Below are 18961 nucleotides of genomic sequence, written 5' to 3'. Positions count from 1 at the left end.
TGAATTTTAGTTTTAACATCACTAATATTTCGAATCCTTCTTCTCTATTGAAATATTCTATCGGTTGTTGGTGTTGAATTCCTTGATATTCAATAGTTATATTTCTATTTGAAAAATAAATATCTAAATGTTGTAATTACATCCAGTGAGGTCTTCCATGCCGTTCAATTTTTTCTTCTGAAAATAAATCACAAAGTTTATTAAATAATTTTGCTTCACTAATCCACCTCTCATTAATTAAAGGTTCATTATATTTTTTTTCTAATTTGATTTTCAGCTTTACAAATGCTATAAATTTATTTCTCTTAAAATCATAATTTTCCATATTTTTTAAATATTCATTTTTTAATTCGTAAAACACATTTTTATCATCAAAATAAGCATTTAACTTAATAAAATCGTTTTTCTTTTAATAGAGTATTGATTCCATAATATTTGAATAAAGAGATTAAATCTTTTTTAAAATGAGATTCATTGTTTAATAAGGTTTCTAATACTTTTTTTATTTCGTTTAAATGTTTATTTGTGAAGTCTGAAAGATATTATTCCTTGTTATATATATTAAATCTTTATAATTCAACATCACATGTATTAAATTCTTTGAACCAATTTCTTTTTCAAAAACATCCGACAAAGACCCATACAAAAATAATTCTTAAAATGTAAATTTTTTACATTTTCTTAATTTTAAAGATAAATCATGATTTTTAACATAAAGAATCATCTGATTTCTACATATTTTCCCCTTAATATCAGGAAAAATCAATATTTAAAGATTCTTGGCTAACTTCCATTATTAATATTAATAGAGCATAAATATAATTAAAGAGCATTTGAAAAGTTAGCTATAAATAAAAATATTTATTAAATTTTAATTTTTAAAATAATAATAAGAAAGCTATTTTTTCTGAGGGATTAAATGCTAAGTGTGGATAATGAAAAACTAATTAATAAATGTCTAGATGATTTAATAAAAAAAGACAACAACATCAATATTTCAAAGCTAAAATTAAGATTATGGGATTATATCAATTATATTGCAAAAGAAAACCAGGATGAATTAACAACTGAAACAATTAAAGAGATTGTAAGTAAAATAGCTAATTTAAAAACAATTGAAGATGTTAAACCCTTCATTAAATATGATTGGTTTTTAAATAGCATTGTTGATAATGATTTATGTGCTAAATGTGGAAGTTGCAGTATAGTTTGTCCAAATAACTTAATCGGATTTGATGAAAAACCATTCCTTAATGAAGAGTGCTTAAGAAAAGGAAACGGAATGTGTAAAGAAGTTTGTCCTAGAATAATTTCTGGAAGCTATGATATAAGAACACGCTTAAATTTATCTGAAGAATATTATTATGGAAGTACCAATGTAAAAGGCCAATCCGGAGGAGTAGTTACAAAATTTCTTCAAATTTTACTTGATTTAGGTGAAATTGATGGTGCTGTAGTTATTGGAAGCAGCCATTGGAAACCTTCAAGTATGATTATTACTTCATCTAAAGACCTAACAGACATTAATAAATCCACAAAGAAAAGTAAATACTCTGTATCCTCTCTAAATGCAGTTCGTGAAGCTGGAGAAATGGGTCTTGAAAAAATAGCTGTTGTAGGTCTTCCATGTCAAATTGCAGGACTTAGAAATCTTCAATATCACTCAATTATTTCCAAACATGAAGCTGAAAGAGGGAAAAATGGAAAAGCAGCAAAGCTTCCGAAAATCGAATATTTACTTGGACTCTTTTGTACTGAAAAATTTGGACATGATGAAATATTAGATAAATTAGAAGTTGACATTGATAAAGTTAAAAAATTTGATGTTAACGGACCTTACTTTAAAGCATATACTGATGATGAAGAATACAAAATCAAATTAAGCGACATAAATCCATCTCCAGGTTGCTTAATGTGTAGAGACTTTGATGCAGAGCTAGCTGATATTAGTTTTGGAGAGAAAGGTTCACCAAAAGGTTATACAACAGTTGTTATTAGAAGCGAAAAAGGAAAAAGAATAAAAGACTTAATGAACCTCTATACTGGTGTTGATTTGGAAAGAATTGACTTTATGAAAAGTTTTAAAAATAAACGATTTAATAAAGAAGTTTTAAAACGAGCACAAGAAAAAGCATTTAACTCATTCTATTACATTTGGGGTCATGGCGGTGTTGGAATGGGTCAGAAAGGAAAGGCTTATGTTCGATTTAGAACACCAATTGGCGGATATTACGATGCAGATACCTTAATTAGAATTTCAGAAGTTGCTAAAAAATATAACGGAATCATAAAATTAACTTCCCGTGAAGAAATTGAAATCCAGAATGTTGCATTAAACCAGATAGAAGATTTACTTGAAGATGTTAAAGATGAAGATTTAATAAATGGTACAGAAGGTCCGCTAGTAAGGTCAATAATGTCATGTCCTGGAAAAGAACGTTGTTTACTTGGATTAATAAATACAAATGAAATTGCTTCAAAAATTGAAGAAAAATATGCTGAAAAACCAGCTAATTATAAGTTTAAAATAGGCATTACAGGTTGTCCAAATAAATGTTTAGGTGTAGATACTGTTGATTTTGGTCTACATGGCGTTAAAACACCCAAAACTAATGATGATTGTAATGGGTGTGGGTGTTGTCAAGATGTTTGTAAAGTAGAAGCTATTGAAATTAGAGGAGATACTGCTATTACAAACTATGAATTATGTGTTGATTGTGGAAAATGTATTAAAGCTTGTCCCAACAATGCTAAAGATCTTAAATCAAAAGGATATAATTTATACATTGGTGGAAAAGGTGGAAGAGAGACAGTTATTGGTTATCCAGTCTTTGTTGAAGATGAACAAGAAATTTATGACACACTTGATGCTGTATTTGAAGTTTATAATAAATTAAGTAAAAAACCACAAAGAGAACGTCTAGCAACAACAATTAAACGAGTAACACCAATTAAATTCTTTAATGAAGTTGAAAAATTAAAAATGGGTAAATAAATTACCTATTTAATAGTATGACAAATATATCCAGAAGCTCTGTTTTTAATATCTGAAAAAGTGTATTCTTTTAAGATTTCACCATCCCTGAATACTGTTTTAAGATAATCTTCACCATCACCACCTATTTTAACAGTTTTAAATACACCATTTTCATTAATTAATTTAAATCTTTCAGATTTTGATTTTTTACTGCTATCTAATGGTTTTTTGAATATATCATACCATTCACCATTTCTAAATTGAGCAGAGCATTTAAATGCATTTCTTTGTGTATCACGAGTTACAAGAGAATGCAGGCCTCCACCCATACCAAATATAATGTTTTCAGCAGCCCATCCATTGTTTTTCATAGCAAATAAAACATCTCTGATTTTTTTATAGTCAAGACCATCACCCCATAAAAGACCAACATTACTATCAAAGACTTTATAACCTTCAGGAGTTTTTTTAACACCAAATCCTTCACCAATTATTTCTAAACAATCAATGGTAGTTGAAACTGGATCTCCACTATCTGGTCTGAAAACTACTTTATTATTTTCATTATTTAAAAACTCTAAAATAACTTCATTTAACTCGTTTCCACTATAACATGCATTCTGCAAGAAATTTTGATAATTATAGCTATCTATAACAATCGATAAAATTCCATCTTTCGCATTTTTAACAACATTTACAGCTTGCATAAATTCCCCATCTTGACCCTGGGAAGTCATTACACTATGTTCTGTTGCTTGTACAGAAAATCCATAAATATTATTATCATTATAATAATTCGGAGGAATTGTTAAAGCAGTAAGTGTATCAGTACCTGAAAAGTTAAGCAAATGAGCAGACCCACATAATGCAGAAGATTCTGTTGAAGTTGCACCCCTATAACCAAAATCATGTACCATAAATGCTAAATTATCCTTAGCTGAAGCAGTAACATCCAAATAAAAATTACATACTTTTTTAACCTCAGCAGATAGTGTAGCAACTGTTGATGGATACCAAACTTGTAATAATAATGATTCTAAATAATTTACCAACCAATAACACCTTTTATCAGTATTTTCAACTGCCATAAGTACATTACCTACATCAACAGGCATTCCTTCAGCTACAGCTTTAATTTCAATTGGCAATTTACCATCTAACTCATTAGCTATGTATAACCATCCATCGGTATTAAAGATACCTTCACCAATATGGGAATTTACAATTTTTCTGCTTCTAGAACTTTTTCCTCGCTAACAACATTACCATTTAAATACTTTTTAAGAATGTATTGTAGTCCATAAAAGATAGTTTTGTTAAATTCTCCACCAACTCTACTTTCAAGGTAAGAATATATTTTTTCTGTTCCTTTAGGATAGAAATAGTGATGAGTTAATTTATAACTATCTGTTAAAAGACATATGTTATTTTTTATCATTAGTTACCCCCTTTAATTGATTAGGTTGTTTTTAATTGTATATAAATCATGTTATTAAATTATATTACCTTTAATTTCAATCAAAAAGTTTACATTTTTATACCTCATTTTAGTTTAACCTTAAAATTCTACACAAGAGTACTCAAATTACATCAATAATAACCATTAGAAGAAACATTATTTTATGTTAGACGCGAATAAATTTAATTATTTTATGCGTAATTTTAATTTAATGGATTTAATTAAAGTATTCAATATTATTAAATTGCTAAATCTATATATCAAAAGCAATATTTAATAAAGACATTTTAATTTATTATAACAATTCCTTAATACATTCTTTAACATCATCTAAGTCTTCAGTAGGTTCAAATCTTTGAACAACATTACCTTCACGGTCAACTAAAAATTTAGTGAAATTCCATTTAATATCATTATTATCTGCATAATTTTCATCAATTGTTTTTAAAAATGAATCTAAATTGCTAGCACCTTCACCAGTAAAACCCGTAAATGCTTTTTCACCTTTTAAATACACATATAATGGATCTGCATTTTCACCATTAACATCAATTTTATCAAAAATTTGATAAGGAACTAACCATTTATTACGACAAACCTCTTTGATTTCTTCAATGGAACCTGGAGCTTGTCCTCCAAACTGATTACAAGGAAAATCTAAAATTTCAAACTCATCATCCCTAAATTCATTGTAAATTTCGCCTAATTGAGTGTATTGGGGAGTAAAACCACATTCAGTAGCAGAATTAATAATTAAAAGAACCATACCTTCAAAATCTTTTAGTGAAATCATATTTCCTTCGCTATCTTTAACTTCAAAATCATAAACTGACATTTTATAACCTCATTATAATTTATGTATAAATTTTAAAAGTCTATTATTAAAAAAGTTATTATTTAAATTAAAGAAGAATACATAACATATTTATCATTTGAATTAAATGAAATCTAAATATATTTTTTCTAAAAAAAACTTTTTAAGTTTTTTAAAATTTATTTTTTTTAAAAGATAAATTTAAATATTTATTTAAAACATATTATTAATCATATTAAAAAAAGTGATAATATGATACAAAGAGAATTTTATTTAAATAAAATAAAAAAAGTTTGGGATAGGGAAGAAATCAAAATAATAACAGGCGTACGTCGTTGTGGAAAAACAACTATTTTAAAACAAATAATAACTGAATTAAAAAAACGTGAAATAAAAAATGAAAATATATTATATATTTCCTTTGAAACAGCTCAATACAAAAAAATAACAAATGAAAATCAATTAGATGAACTAATTTATAAAAAAACTAAAAATTCAGTTGGAAAAATTTATCTACTTTTTGATGAAATTCAAAATGTTAAAAACTGGGAAAGATCAATTAACTCATTTCGAGTTGATTTAGACTGCGATATTTATATAACGGGTTCAAATTCCCACCTACTTTCAGGTGAGCTTGCAACATTATTGTCTGGACGTTATATTACAATAGAAATCTATCCATTATCATTTAAAGAATTATCTAATTATTATAAAGATAAAAATGATATTGAATTATTTAATCATTATTTGAGTTATGGAGGATTTCCTGGAATTTTAAGATATGAAAATGAAGAAAAAATAGATTACTTAAGAGATTTATATGTTACAATCACCTACAATGACATTATAACCAAAAATAATATCTCAAATATTGATTTATTAGAACGATTAATGGAATTTATGGTTTGTAACATTGGTAATACATTTTCAGCTAATTCAATTACAAAATATATGAAAAATGAAAATCAAAAAACAACAACAAACACCATTATCAATTATATAAACAATGTTACAAAAGCATTTATTTTTTATCAAGTAAAACGTAGAGATATAAAATTAAAAAAGAAATTATTAATTTCAGATAAATATTATCTAGTTGACCCTGCATTTTACTATCTATTTAATAATGAAAATGAAAGAAATTGGGGTCAATTACTAGAAAATATAGTGTTTATAGAATTAAAAAGAAGAGGATATGATATTAACATTGGAAAAATATATGATTTAGAAATAGATTTTATCTGTAAAAAACTTGATAAAAAAATTTATATTCAAGTTTCTCAATCAATAATTGATACTAATACACGAAAAAAAGAATTAAAAACATTGAAAAAAGTTAAAGATAATTATCCAAAATATATTATAACAATGGATCAATACAATTTTTCAAATGAGGGAATAATTCACTTAAACATTATTGATTTTTTAAAATCGAGTTATAATGAATTTTAGTATTATAATTTCTTAATCACTTTTCTTTGATTATTTAAAATATTAGTTTGCTTTTTAAAATCATCTGATATTCTTTTATCGAATTTGAATGCACTCCACTTTTTATCCCCTAAGAGATGTATAGAACATATTTCTCACTATTTACAAATATAAGAAAACTAAAATCAAAAATAATATCAACAACGATTAAATTTGTTTTACTAGCTAAAATCTTAAAGCTTTCAACAGTATATAAAAAAATGTCTTGGAACGTCTATTTTAAACCGGTTAACACCATATTTTTTTAAATAAAATCAGATTTAATAGGAATCCTGATAAAAATTAATCCATCTTTATTAAGTAGTTTTTCATAACATCTAAGATTTTTTAAAGGATTTTCCATATGTTCAAGAATGGTTCGAAAAAATCACATCATATTTTTTTTAGAAGGTTTATATTTTCAAAGAAATTTTAATATCCCTAGGAATATTCATCATCAATGAATAAATCAATGTCATCTAAACCTTTATAACCTCCAGCACTTAGATAAGATAAAAACTCTCCTTTTTCAAATCCCACATCTAAAATAGATGAGTTTTTATTAAAATATTTTTCAGATACTTTTTTCTCCAAAGCTATTCAAAAACTGGAACAAAATTTTTAGGTACTAAAAAACCACCCATTACATTAACTAAATATAAACCTACAAATTTTCTAAGAAATTTATTTTTAAAAGTTGCTCTGTCTTGATAATGCCCATAATAACTATAATAATCAGCAATATTTTTAGGAATGTTTTTTATAAATAACAACCACAATTTTAACATTCGACATGTCCAAATTCTTCTCTAAGGTCCATTTATAGTTTTTTGACAAAATAAGATTCATTATTTTGATTATTCCATATTGGGCATTTCATTATGTTCTATCCTATAAAATAAATATTACATCTAAAAAATACTATACAAAACATATCATTAGTTGTTTATTGAAAAAATAATTTATCTATTTAACAATTGTCTTAAAATAGTTTTATCATCCTCATCTGTTGTCCTAATAGCTATTATAACAACTAAATAAACAATGATTCCAATAGGAATAGCTAACCATACACTTAAACCTAAAATATTTAATACAAAACCCATTATAACTGAAGCCATAATAATTTTAACTAAATCAAAGATCAAATGTCTATCTGGAAGTTGATTAATCTTAGACAACATGTATAACTCTAGAATTAATATTAAAACCTCACTTAAAACCGTAGCAATAGATGCACCATAAACGGAATAATTAGGAATCAAAATAAAATTTAAAATAACATTAAATACCGCAGCTATTGAGTAAATTTTAGTAACAGAAAACTCTTTGTGAGATGCATTTAAAACTAATGATGCAGCTCCGTTGATAAATAAGAAACAGACAGTCCAAATTAATATTTTTAATACATTATCCGCCTCTGCAAATGCATTTCCATAACATATACGAATAACATCTCCTGCATAAAATAAAGTAGCAATAGCTAATGGAATCGTTACTAAAGATAAATATTTAACAGACTTATTAAAACTTAAAGTAAGCATGTCCCTATCATTTTTAAATAACTTACTCATAACAGGAAAAACAACTGCAGAGTAAATTGTGTAAAACAGTGTTAAAACATTAATTAATTTATATGAAGCATTATAAAGACCAGTTGGATAAGCTCCAATAAATTTAGTCAACATAACCATATCGATAGAATAATAGACAGTATAAAATAAACTTGTAAGAGCAAATGGGATTCCTGCAATAATTAATTTTTTAGAAAGATCTTTGTCAAATAATAATTTAGGAACTATAAAATACCTTCTTATAGCTAAATAACTATAAATTAAAGCTAATATATTAGCTATAATATATGCAACTGCAATTCCAAAAAGTCCAAAACTTGTAAATGTAACAATTACAATGAAAACAAATGTTAAAACATTTAAGATAATATTAGATATTGCCTGGTATTTGATTTTTTCATGTGCTTGGAAAGATGCATAAAATAGATTGCAGAATGACTTAATAACACTTTCAAAAGCAAATAAAAATATGACAAAACCTATTCTATTATTCCAGCCAAATAAATTAACAATAATTAAAGTTACTGCCAAATAAACAAATGACAGTAAAATTTTAATAGTCAATGCATTACCTATATAAGACTTTTCTAAATTAGAATCTGTAGAAATAGCTCTTGTAATATAAGTAGTCATACCCAAATCAGCAATAACCACTAATAAATTAGCAAATGAAACAGCATTTCCAAAAATACCATTATCAACCACTCCTAAATAAGGAGTAGCTAAAATTGTCCAAAAAAAAGCAAGAACACTTGTCAAAATCTGAGATATCATCATCCAACTCATGTTTGCAAAAACTCTTCTAACATTACTCATAAAACCACTCATTAGCTAATTAAGATATTGATTTTTTTGTTTTGTTGTTCAATATTGAAAAATTGATCCAATGTCATTTTTTAAAGTACCTTCTGCATTATACACAGGAATAATTACACTAATTTTATACATTCAATCACTTTAATTAATAGAACTTAAATAATCCATGAAATTCTTTTTATTTTCAATTGCAGAAGTTGTAGGTCTTCCAAGATCATCTCTAGCACCAATAGATGACATTACTTCAATGAAACTTAGTTCATTTCTTGATTTAGCCTTTAAAAGTTCATTATCTAAATCATCAAAATTATCTACACAAACTGCATAGTAATATCCACAAGCTTTAGCTATAGCAACCATATCTATTTTTGAAGCTACAGTCGGCATTCCCCCAACAGTTTCATGAGCTCCATTATTTATTAAAATATGAACCATGTTTTTTGGAGAATAACTCCCTATAACTGCCATTGCACCCATATGCATAAGTGCTGCACCATCTCCATCAATACACCATATTTTTTGATTTTTTTTATTAATAGCCACTCCCAAACAAATTGAAGAAGAATGGCCCATTGAACCTACAGTAAGGAAATCTTGCTTATGACTTTGATTTCTCTCTGTTCTTATTTCAAAAAGCTCACGACTAGTTTTACCTGTTGTTGAAATAATTGGATCCTCATTAGTTATATCAACAATGTGGTTAATAATATTTTCTCTAGTCATTGAATTTTCATTTTTATATTCTATTTTTTCATCATAACTTAAAGCTCCTTTTTTAATAACAAAAGCCACATCTTTTCCTGTTTTAAGAATATTATTATAATCATTCATCACATCTTCAAGCTTCTCAACAGTAGTATTTTCATCAATGACAAAGTTTTTAATACCCATATCATCAAGTAATCTACAAGTAACTTCACCTTGATAAATATGCTGTGGTTCATCATGTTTTCCAGGTTCTCCACGCCATCCTATTACAAAAATAACTGGAATTGCATATACTTTATCATTTAAAAGTGATGCAACAGGATTAATAATATTTCCTTCGCCACTGTTCTGCATATAAACAACAGGGACTTTATTAGTTGCTAAATGATAACCCGCTGCAAGAGCTGTACAGTTACCCTCATTAGCAGCTATAATATGATGTTTTTCATTTATACCATATTCGTTCATTAAATAATTACAAAGTGCTTTAAGCTGTGAATCCGGCACTCCTGTATAGAAATCAGCACCTAATATTCTTACAAATTCTTTAACTTCCATAAAAATTGCCTTATATTATTTATCTAATTGAGGAGTAATTATTTTATCAATTAAGAAATTTGCTGTTTTTTCTATATCCTCATAATCAACAGATTTTGGTAAATCGACATTAAATATATTTTTAACTTTAGTAATTAAATCATCAGTATAAAATAGTCTACCTTCTTTTATATTTTCAATGCCATCTAAAGCCAAAGATTCCCTATTAGCTCTATCCATTTCCTCAAATGTAAATACTGATTCATCAATCCATGCAGAAATCTTATTTTCTTTATAACCAATGATAACTGGATATCCTCCAATATTTCCAAATACACCAGGACTAAAAATCTTTTGATTTTCACCAGTACGAATAGCTTCGATTATTGCAGTAATAATCCTATAATTACTTGAAGCATTCATCATGTTTCTTTTTTGGTCAACAGGCATGCTTATAGAACATGCTTTAAAAATTTCATCATGATCTATTTCTTGTTCTTCATCATTATAATATATCTTTAATGGTAATTTTACACCTTCACTTTGACCTTCTTTACTAATACAAACATCATGAAAATGTCCTGCAGCAAAATTAAAATCTACATTCCAAAAATCATCAACACCTAATATATTAGCAACGGCAAATTTCATTCTTGGAATTAAATGATTTAAATTTCCACTTCCAAAGTCAGGATAATCTTTTTTGGCACTTTTTAACCATGGAATAACAGCATCAGAATAAGAAGTATTAATAACAATTGCGTTTGTATCTGTTTTGTTACAAGCCTCCATTATGTTTTTTGTAAATTTAATAGAAAGAGGTGTCCATATGCCATAAGCTCTTATATTATTCCAAGATATGCTACCATATTTAAGACCTGGATATGCCCTACTTGAATTTATAATAAAGTCAGGATTATGTTTACTTATAACATTAACTATAGATTCAATATCGTTTAAGTCTACCTCAGATTCAATATCTATTTGGCTTTTATTAACTTCCCTTATAAGGCTCGCAATTTTAATGATATTAACATCAGATTCCATTTTTTCATAATTACGACCAACAACAATTATTTTAATTGAAGGATCATTTTTACTTACTAAAAAGTCTAATAAGTATGTTCCAACACTTCCCAAACCAATTATCATGACTGTAATATTCCCATCATTTACATGATTCTCAACAACTTGTAGTCTTTCATTTAAATTTTTCATATTACTCATTCCAGTAATTTTTTATTATTTTATAATCATCTCTTGTATTACAATTTACCCAATGCTTTAAACCTATTATCTCTATAGACTCTGTATCATCTAATAAATCTAAATATTTCTGAATAATAGCTAAATTATTATCTTCAATAGAATTTTCTTTAAAGAATTTATTTGAAATTTTTAAAGCATCTATATCTTTAAATTTCCATAATTGCCCTGAATTAAAAATACATTCAAATGCTTCATTAATATTTAATAACCCATGTTGACTATTAAAAGCATAACAAAAACGATTTTTATCATTTTTATATAAAACAACTGCTTTATTAGAGTATATTGGTTCATAATTAAATGTTAAAACATTTTTATTAGAATTAACAACATTTAAAAATGATTCATCATCAATATCCAAATCACCTTCAACAAATAATATTTCATCAATGTCAGAAATAGTACTAATAGCCTTATTTATGCCTAGATATAAGCTATACCCCGAACTTAAATCAAAAAAATGACTATTATTTACCATTAAAATCTTTTCAATTATATTGTTAGGAAGATAGTTATAAATATAATTTTCTAAATCTGAATATTTATATCCTCCAACAATAACAATAACATCAGCGTATTCAACTTTTTTAATTAAATGATAAATTAATGTATCTTTTGGATTATCTTCATAATAAATACATTTTAAAATCTTTTTTTCATCTAAAATATCTTTGTTAAATCTACTAGATACTCCGGCAACAGTAATTATTGCAATTTTCAAATTAGTCACCTATTTAGTATAATTTTCAATACATTCATCCAATCCTTCATCTAGAGAAATTTTTGGTATCCATCTTGTTTTAGTTCTTATTTTTTCTGTTGATAAAATTCTTCTTTCAGGATCAGATTCCCTAAAACCATCAAACTCAATTATAGGTTCAATATCCATCTTTTTAGCAATTATTTTAACCAAGTCAATAATAGAAACTTCTTCATCAGTAGCTACATTATATATTGAACCATCTAATGATTCACTAGATTTAATTAATTCAATAACAGCATTACAACTATCATAATTATTTAAAAAAGTTCTACGATTTTTTCTAGAATTTTCCAATAAAACAACTTTTCCATCATTTTTAAGACTATTGATAATATGGGGAATTACATGTTTAGGATACCTTTCGTCTTTACTATATACATTTGCAAAACGAATAGAACAACCTTTGATTTTTCCTTTATTTACTGCATCTTTCATAAAGAACTCTGTTAACAATTTTCCAGTTGCATAACTTGTTCTTTGACTATGTTCTGCATCAGCCATAGTAATATAATCAGATTCTTTAACTCCACCATATTCATTCCATGAATTCATTGAATAAATTTCTGATGTGGAACAATTAATATACTTATCAGCTCCAACTTCAATAGCTTGATTCAAAAAATTATTCATACCAACAACATTTGTTTCATAAGTTTCATGAACATTATAGAAGTGTTCTGTATGAACTACAGCAGCACAATTGATATAAACAATTTCATTATAAGATTTTTTTGAGTTTAAAACAAGAAATTTTATCTTGCTCATTTCTTCTGTATTATTTAAATCATATTCAAAAAAATCAAATCTATCATCATCTATACAATCACTTACAGTGTCAATTGAAGATGCATAAAAATTATCAAAGCCGATAATTTTTACTTCCTCATCAGATTCACCTAAAAGTTGACGAACTAATTCATTTCCAGTCATACCTGTAACACCACTAATGACATATAATATTTTCATTAATAAAATCCTCCAATAATTTAAATTCCTTTTTCTAATCTTTTCCGATAAAAATCATCAACACTACCATCATATAAATCCATAGCTTTTTTTCTAGGATAATTAACAGTATTTAAACTTACAGACATGTCCTTTATATCAATAATAGCATATTGAGCATTAGGATTATGATTTCTAGGTTGTCCTACAGAACCTGGATTAATAAAATGTACAATCTTTTTGTTTCTCATTTCAACATCATCTGCATTATAAAACTTTTGAAAATAATGTGAATAATGTGAATGTCCTGAAATTACAATATCATATGATGAATAATCGCCATTCACATTTTCTGGAAAAATAGCTCTCCAAAACGGATCTAATAATGAACCATGAATAGCTAATATCTTTTTACCACCTATTTCAAATTCAAAATATCCTTGTTTAATTAATTCTCTATTAAGATAATTTTTTACATTTTGATTAAGATGTGAATTGGTATATTTTGCTGATTCAACCCCCCTAATACTTGAAAAATTAGAATAATCTGATGTCAAAATAGCTTTTTCATGATTTCCCCAAATATTACATAAAATATTTCCATCAAAATCATCTTTAAAGTACTCAACAACCTCATTAGATTGCATTCCATAATCTATTAAATCACCTAATAAAAAAATTCCTTTAATATCATGATTATTTAAATCTTTCATAACTTCTAATAATGCATATAAATTTCCATGAATATCTGATAAAATTGCATATTTTGACATTTAATCACATTATATCTCATCAATTAATGTTATTATATCTTTAATAGACATGAGTTTATTATCAATTTCTTCTGCTCTATGATGTTTAAGAATACTTTTTGCAGCATCTTGCATTGCTGGAAAAGCCGCCCTTAATAGTTGATTTGCATATATTACAATATTAACACCATGTTTTTTAAGTTCTGATTCAGTGATTGAATTAAAAGATGATGGAACTACAACAATTGGAGTTTTTTGATCTTCATCTCTAAATTTATCACAGAATTCTAAGATTTCAGAAGGGTCTTTTTTTCTACTGTGAATCATGATTCCATCAGCACCTGCATCCCTAAATGCAAATGCTCTTTTAAGCGCATCATCCATTCCTTTTTCGAGAATCAAACTTTCAATTCTTGCAATAATCATGAAATCATCAGAAATTTGTGCTTTTTTACCTGCAGCAATTTTTTCACAAAAGTGTTCTATATCATCTTGTGTTTGCTCAACATCAGTTCCAAAAAGTGAATTTTTCTTTAATCCTACTTTATCTTCAATTATAATTGCAGAAACTCCCATTCTCTCAAGAGACCTAACTGTATAAACAAAATGTTCCGCAATACCTCCTGTATCTCCATCAAAGATAATTGGTTTTGTAGTAACCTCCATAATGTCATTTATTGTTCTAAATCTTGAAGTCATATCAACAAGTTCAATATCAGGTTTTCCTTTTTCCGTACTATCACATAAACTAGATACCCACATTGCTTCAAACTGGTCTATAACCTCACCATCAGCAAGAACTGTTTTTTCAGCAATTAAACCAGTTAAACCACTATGAACTTCAATAGTTTTTACAATCGGAACAATATCAAGTAATCTTTTTAATCTTGCTCTTCTAAGTTCAGGCATAGCAAGTTTTTCTTTCATTTGTTTATCAATTTTTTGAACATGTTCATTGAAAGTATATGGAATCTCAATAAGCTCACCACCATATCGACTTGTAACTTCGATAATGTTTTTTCTTATAAGCTTCATGGAGTCTTCTTCCCAATTATTTCCATGAATAACATAATCTGGGCGAATTTCTTTAATTATATTATCATACATAATTTCATTTTGAACAACAACATCTTTAATACCAGAAATATTTTTAACTATCTCCATACGTTGCTCAGTACTCTTTAGTGGAAATTGATTATATTTAACCATTTCTGAATCACAAAGAACACCTACAATTACATCACCATATTTTTTAGCTTCTTTTATTAAATTTAAATGTCCCTCATGAATTATATCTGTGCAAAAACAAGTATAAACAATTGGATTATTTAATGTCATGTTGAACTCCCAGTATTTATTAATATTCTTAATAATAATTTAAATACATACAATAAATATTTAGATAGATATAAATTATAATTATTTATCTTTTTTTTATTATATATTCCTATAATCATTTTATTAATATAAAATCATACATTAATAATATTAATTATCAATATATTCCAAAATCAAGTTCAGATATTTTATGATTAATTCTATCTTTTTTATCTGGAATCTTCATATAATCTCCATAAATTTTTGATAAAGTATAATTATAATTTTGAGCTACATTTACCTCAATTGATTCAAATTTTATTTTAATTGGTTTTCCAAAATCTTTTCTTTCATAAACCGCAGGTTGACCAACCTCTGAAAAGTCACATACCATTTTTGAATTATCATCTTTATTAATTTTCATCAATTTTAAATTCAAATTACTTATTGTAATAGGTTTAATTTTTAGTAATTTAAAAATATTATGAATAATATTTGAAGGTATTTGTACAAACTTAGGATAACCCTCTAATTTAATTGCAGCTATTGTAGTTAATCTATCTAAAATTCTACAAATTTTTACCTGAAAAAAACGTTTAAAACGATTATCAGTAATGTTGTCTAAAACAAAAATATCTATGAAAATCTGAGATTTGAAATTTACCTGATTAGCCCACCACTCTTCAAATTTTGTACCATTTAACATCATTTTAGTAAAATAAAGAAAATAATCATCATGCGTTTTAACATTAACAAAAGTATATTTATCATTTTCTTTTTTAGAAACAATTTCTAAGAATTTTTCATAATCTTTTCTAAATAAATATACATCAACATCATCATCCCAAGGTATAAAACCATTATGACGAACTGCTCCTAATGCAGTACCGCCACATACATAATAATTTAAATCATTTTCTTCACAAATTTCAATAAAATCTTTTAAAATCATTAATAAAACTTTTTGTAAATGTTTCAAATCTTCAGATCCTTCTTTAATATAAAACATTATAATCACATAGTTAATATTTTCCAAAATCAATTTTTTCAGGAGCAAATGCAAATCGTTTATCCTTAGGAGGTAATTCCATATAATCTCCATAAATACGTGTTAAAACTTTATCATAATTATTTGGAACATTAACCTCAATATCTTCAAATTTAAACTTTTTAATATGTTTAAAATCATCCTTATTATAAATTGGCATTTGACAAATAGCTGGAAAGTCACATAATTCCTCACAATTTTCATCTTTATACTTAGAAAACATATTAACACATTTTTGCTTAATACTAGTAGATTTGATGGGGATAATCTTTAATAAATAATATAAAGAACGTTGAATAATTTCCTTAATTCTTGAAAAATTCTCATATTTTATAACAGAATATATTGTAAGTTGATTAAGAATAAAACTTAGATACTTCTGAAAAAATCTTTTAATTTTATTATTGGGAATATTATCCAATATAAAAATATCAATAAAAATTTGAGTTTCATAATTTACCTGTTTTGCCCACCATTCCTCAAATTTTGTACCTTTTAAACCTAATCTTCCAAATGTATAAAAATAATCTTCCTCATTAATAACATTAAAAAAATCATATTTAGGATTATTGTCTTTCAAAAATATTTCGTTTAATTTATCAAAATCTTTTCTAAACATGATTACATCAACATCATCATCCCAAGGTATGAAACCTTGATGTCTTATAGCTCCAAGTAAAGTACCCCCATAAACAAAATATGTTAAATCATTTTCTTCACAAATTTCAATAAAGTCTTTTAAAATCATTAATGAAACCTTTTGCAAATGTTTTAGAGTATCATCATCATATTTTTTTATTTTTCTCATAATATCCCAATACTATTATTAATCATTAAACATTGTTTCAGCTATTTTTACATCAAATGGTCTTGTAATCTTAAAATTAGATTTTTCACCTACAAATAAATGAACATATTCATCTTTCATATTAAATAAAACCATTGCTTCATCTAATTTCTCAATTTCATCAAATTCCAAATCATTATAAATTTTTAAATATTTTTTAATATTAAATGTTTGTGGAGTTTGTGAATGATATAGATTTTCTCTTAAAGGCACAAAATCAAGTTTAGATCCATTTTTACTCTCAAAAATCACGTCTGTTGCAGGGATGACTGGGCTTGCTGCACCGTACTTTTGAGCATATTTTATGCTTTTTTTAATTAAATCAGGACTTGCAAAAATCCTAGCTGCATCATGTGTTGCTAAAACTGAATCATCATTTGCTCCATTTTTTAAAGCATAATCAATTGAATTTAATATTGTATCTCTTCTTTCAACTCCTCCTTCAATTACAATTAAACGTTTATCTAAAGGAAAATAGTTATTAACTAATTCTTGAGTTTCATTAATATATTCTTTTGGAGATGATATGATTATTTTTTTAAATTCATCTACCCTAACAAATTTTTCAATTGAATGAGCTAAAATTGGAATTCCATGAATTTTTAAAAATTGTTTTGGTTCTTGGCAATTTAATCTTTTACCAATTCCTCCAGCTAATATTGCAGCAAATACCATTTGAATTCCTCATAGTTTATTCCATAATTTCATAAATGCTTCTTTTGGATTTTCGTTTTCAATAATTATTTCATGAACAAAATCAACAGTTAAAGCATTGATATTTAAATCATCACATATTCTTTTTAGGATTTTAGATGTGTTTTTACCTTCAAATAACACACCAGATGCTTTTTCATCTATTATAAGATTTTGTCCTCGAAGAACACCTAAAGTATGATTTCTACTTACATTTAATGTAGATGCAGTTATTATATCTCCAAAACCACAATAATCATCTACTGTTTTTCTAAGACCACCTAATTCCTCAATTATCTCTTTTGTTTCTGTGTAACTCTTAGTAAAAACCGCAAATCTAGCATTAGCATTAATATCCATTCCCTCTAAAATACCTTGTGAAATTGCTAAAACATTTTTAATAATACCACAATATTCAGTTCCAATAATATCATTATTTTTATTTATTTTGAATTTATTACTTGATAGTGCTAAATATACTTTATCTAAATAATTTTCATTGGAACTTGCAATTGTTGTTGCACTAAATAAACTTTTCATCATTTCAGATGCAATATTCGGTCCTGATAACACAACTGCAGGTCTTTTAATCACTTCTTCAATTATTTCACTCATTCTTTTATTAGTAGAATGTTCTAAACCTTTAGCTGTGCTAACTAAAATACACTCAGGTGGAATTATTTCATTTAATTTTTCAACAATTTCTCTCATAGTTGACGAAGGAATACACAAGAAAATAATTTCGCATTCCTTTAAATCGTTTAAATCATTGACAGCAGTTATATTTCTATGTAATTCTATATTTGGATAGTATTCTAAATTATATCTTGTTTGATTGATCATATCACAAATTTCTTTTCTCTTAGCATATAATAAAAGTTCATTAGTATTTTCAGCTACAATTTGTGAGATTGCAGTTCCCATAGCTCCTGCACCAACCACACCAATTTTTAAAGACATTAATATTCCTCA

At 26.2% G+C, this 18961-nt stretch carries 17 protein-coding genes and 1 pseudogene; 2 read left to right on the top strand and 16 right to left on the bottom strand.

The window, feature by feature from the left end; all coding sequences use genetic code 11:
* Positions 1-136: 136 nt before the first annotated feature.
* The gene (locus MBORA_RS00250; protein WP_169805451.1) at positions 137-325 is read right to left on the bottom strand and encodes a hypothetical protein; all 189 of its coding nucleotides are present in this window, start codon (positions 323-325) and stop codon (positions 137-139) included.
* A 594-nt stretch (positions 326-919) separates the two neighbouring features.
* Between MBORA_RS00250 and MBORA_RS00245 the strand changes: the two genes are divergently transcribed.
* Positions 920-2995, top strand: coding sequence for a Coenzyme F420 hydrogenase/dehydrogenase, beta subunit C-terminal domain (locus tag MBORA_RS00245; RefSeq protein ID WP_082853363.1), 2076 nt, complete (start codon positions 920-922; stop codon positions 2993-2995).
* Between the two features lie 5 nt (positions 2996-3000).
* Here the strand turns inward: MBORA_RS00245 and MBORA_RS00240 are convergent.
* Positions 3001-4415, bottom strand: a pseudogene (locus MBORA_RS00240) (nicotinate phosphoribosyltransferase).
* A gap of 316 nt (positions 4416-4731) precedes the next feature.
* A complete protein-coding gene (locus MBORA_RS00235) occupies positions 4732-5271 on the bottom strand; it encodes a glutathione peroxidase (protein ID WP_042692458.1) in 540 nt (179 codons plus the stop codon).
* 231 nt (positions 5272-5502) lie between these two features.
* On the opposite strand from MBORA_RS00235, the gene MBORA_RS00230 reads away from it, so the two are divergent.
* Positions 5503-6702, top strand: coding sequence for an ATP-binding protein (locus MBORA_RS00230; RefSeq protein WP_063720066.1), 1200 nt, complete (start codon positions 5503-5505; stop codon positions 6700-6702).
* A gap of 459 nt (positions 6703-7161) precedes the next feature.
* On the opposite strand, the gene MBORA_RS10445 is transcribed toward MBORA_RS00230, so the two are convergent.
* The 13 genes from MBORA_RS10445 to MBORA_RS00175 form a co-directional block, all read right to left on the bottom strand.
* Positions 7162-7314: a hypothetical protein gene (locus tag MBORA_RS10445; protein WP_155930808.1), complete on the bottom strand. Its 153-nt coding sequence runs from the start codon at positions 7312-7314 to the stop codon at positions 7162-7164.
* A 2-nt stretch (positions 7315-7316) separates the two neighbouring features.
* Positions 7317-7508, bottom strand: a complete 192-nt coding sequence (locus MBORA_RS10440; RefSeq protein ID WP_042692460.1) for a hypothetical protein — start codon at positions 7506-7508, stop codon at positions 7317-7319.
* A 174-nt stretch (positions 7509-7682) separates the two neighbouring features.
* Positions 7683-9110 carry a flippase gene (locus MBORA_RS00225; protein ID WP_042692463.1) on the bottom strand — a complete coding sequence of 476 codons (1428 nt, stop codon included), beginning with the start codon at positions 9108-9110 and terminating at the stop codon, positions 7683-7685.
* 141 nt (positions 9111-9251) lie between these two features.
* Positions 9252-10376 carry a phosphonopyruvate decarboxylase gene (gene aepY / locus MBORA_RS00220; RefSeq protein WP_042692466.1) on the bottom strand — a complete coding sequence of 375 codons (1125 nt, stop codon included), beginning with the start codon at positions 10374-10376 and terminating at the stop codon, positions 9252-9254.
* Between the two features lie 15 nt (positions 10377-10391).
* Complete coding sequence (locus MBORA_RS00215) at positions 10392-11582, bottom strand: saccharopine dehydrogenase NADP-binding domain-containing protein (RefSeq protein WP_197017421.1); 1191 nt, start codon at positions 11580-11582, stop codon at positions 10392-10394.
* Positions 11575-12345: a DUF6564 domain-containing protein gene (locus MBORA_RS00210; protein ID WP_042692468.1), complete on the bottom strand. Its 771-nt coding sequence runs from the start codon at positions 12343-12345 to the stop codon at positions 11575-11577. The genes MBORA_RS00215 and MBORA_RS00210 overlap by 8 nt, the downstream gene beginning before the upstream one ends.
* Before the next feature lie 9 nt (positions 12346-12354).
* On the bottom strand, positions 12355-13353 hold the full coding sequence (locus MBORA_RS00205) for an NAD-dependent epimerase/dehydratase family protein (RefSeq protein WP_063720065.1): 999 nt from the start codon (positions 13351-13353) through the stop codon (positions 12355-12357).
* Between the two features lie 20 nt (positions 13354-13373).
* Complete coding sequence (locus MBORA_RS00200) at positions 13374-14105, bottom strand: metallophosphoesterase family protein (protein WP_063720064.1); 732 nt, start codon at positions 14103-14105, stop codon at positions 13374-13376.
* Between the two features lie 9 nt (positions 14106-14114).
* Entirely contained in the window at positions 14115-15422 is a 1308-nt protein-coding gene (gene aepX, locus MBORA_RS00195) for a phosphoenolpyruvate mutase (protein WP_063720063.1), read from the bottom strand.
* Positions 15423-15579: 157 nt separating this feature from the next.
* Positions 15580-16410: a LicD family protein gene (locus tag MBORA_RS00190; RefSeq protein WP_042692470.1), complete on the bottom strand. Its 831-nt coding sequence runs from the start codon at positions 16408-16410 to the stop codon at positions 15580-15582.
* 13 nt (positions 16411-16423) lie between these two features.
* A complete protein-coding gene (locus MBORA_RS00185) occupies positions 16424-17257 on the bottom strand; it encodes a LicD family protein (protein WP_063720062.1) in 834 nt (277 codons plus the stop codon).
* An 18-nt stretch (positions 17258-17275) separates the two neighbouring features.
* On the bottom strand, positions 17276-17971 hold the full coding sequence (locus MBORA_RS00180) for an IspD/TarI family cytidylyltransferase (protein ID WP_042692475.1): 696 nt from the start codon (positions 17969-17971) through the stop codon (positions 17276-17278).
* Positions 17972-17980: 9 nt separating this feature from the next.
* A complete protein-coding gene (locus MBORA_RS00175; protein ID WP_042692478.1) occupies positions 17981-18949 on the bottom strand; it encodes an NAD(P)H-dependent glycerol-3-phosphate dehydrogenase in 969 nt (322 codons plus the stop codon).
* Positions 18950-18961 lie beyond the last annotated feature (12 nt).

The organism is Methanobrevibacter oralis (genome assembly GCF_001639275.1).
In the GTDB taxonomy this organism is placed as follows: Archaea; Methanobacteriota; Methanobacteria; order Methanobacteriales; family Methanobacteriaceae; genus Methanocatella; species Methanocatella oralis.
This window is presented reverse-complemented; position numbering and strand designations above follow the sequence as displayed.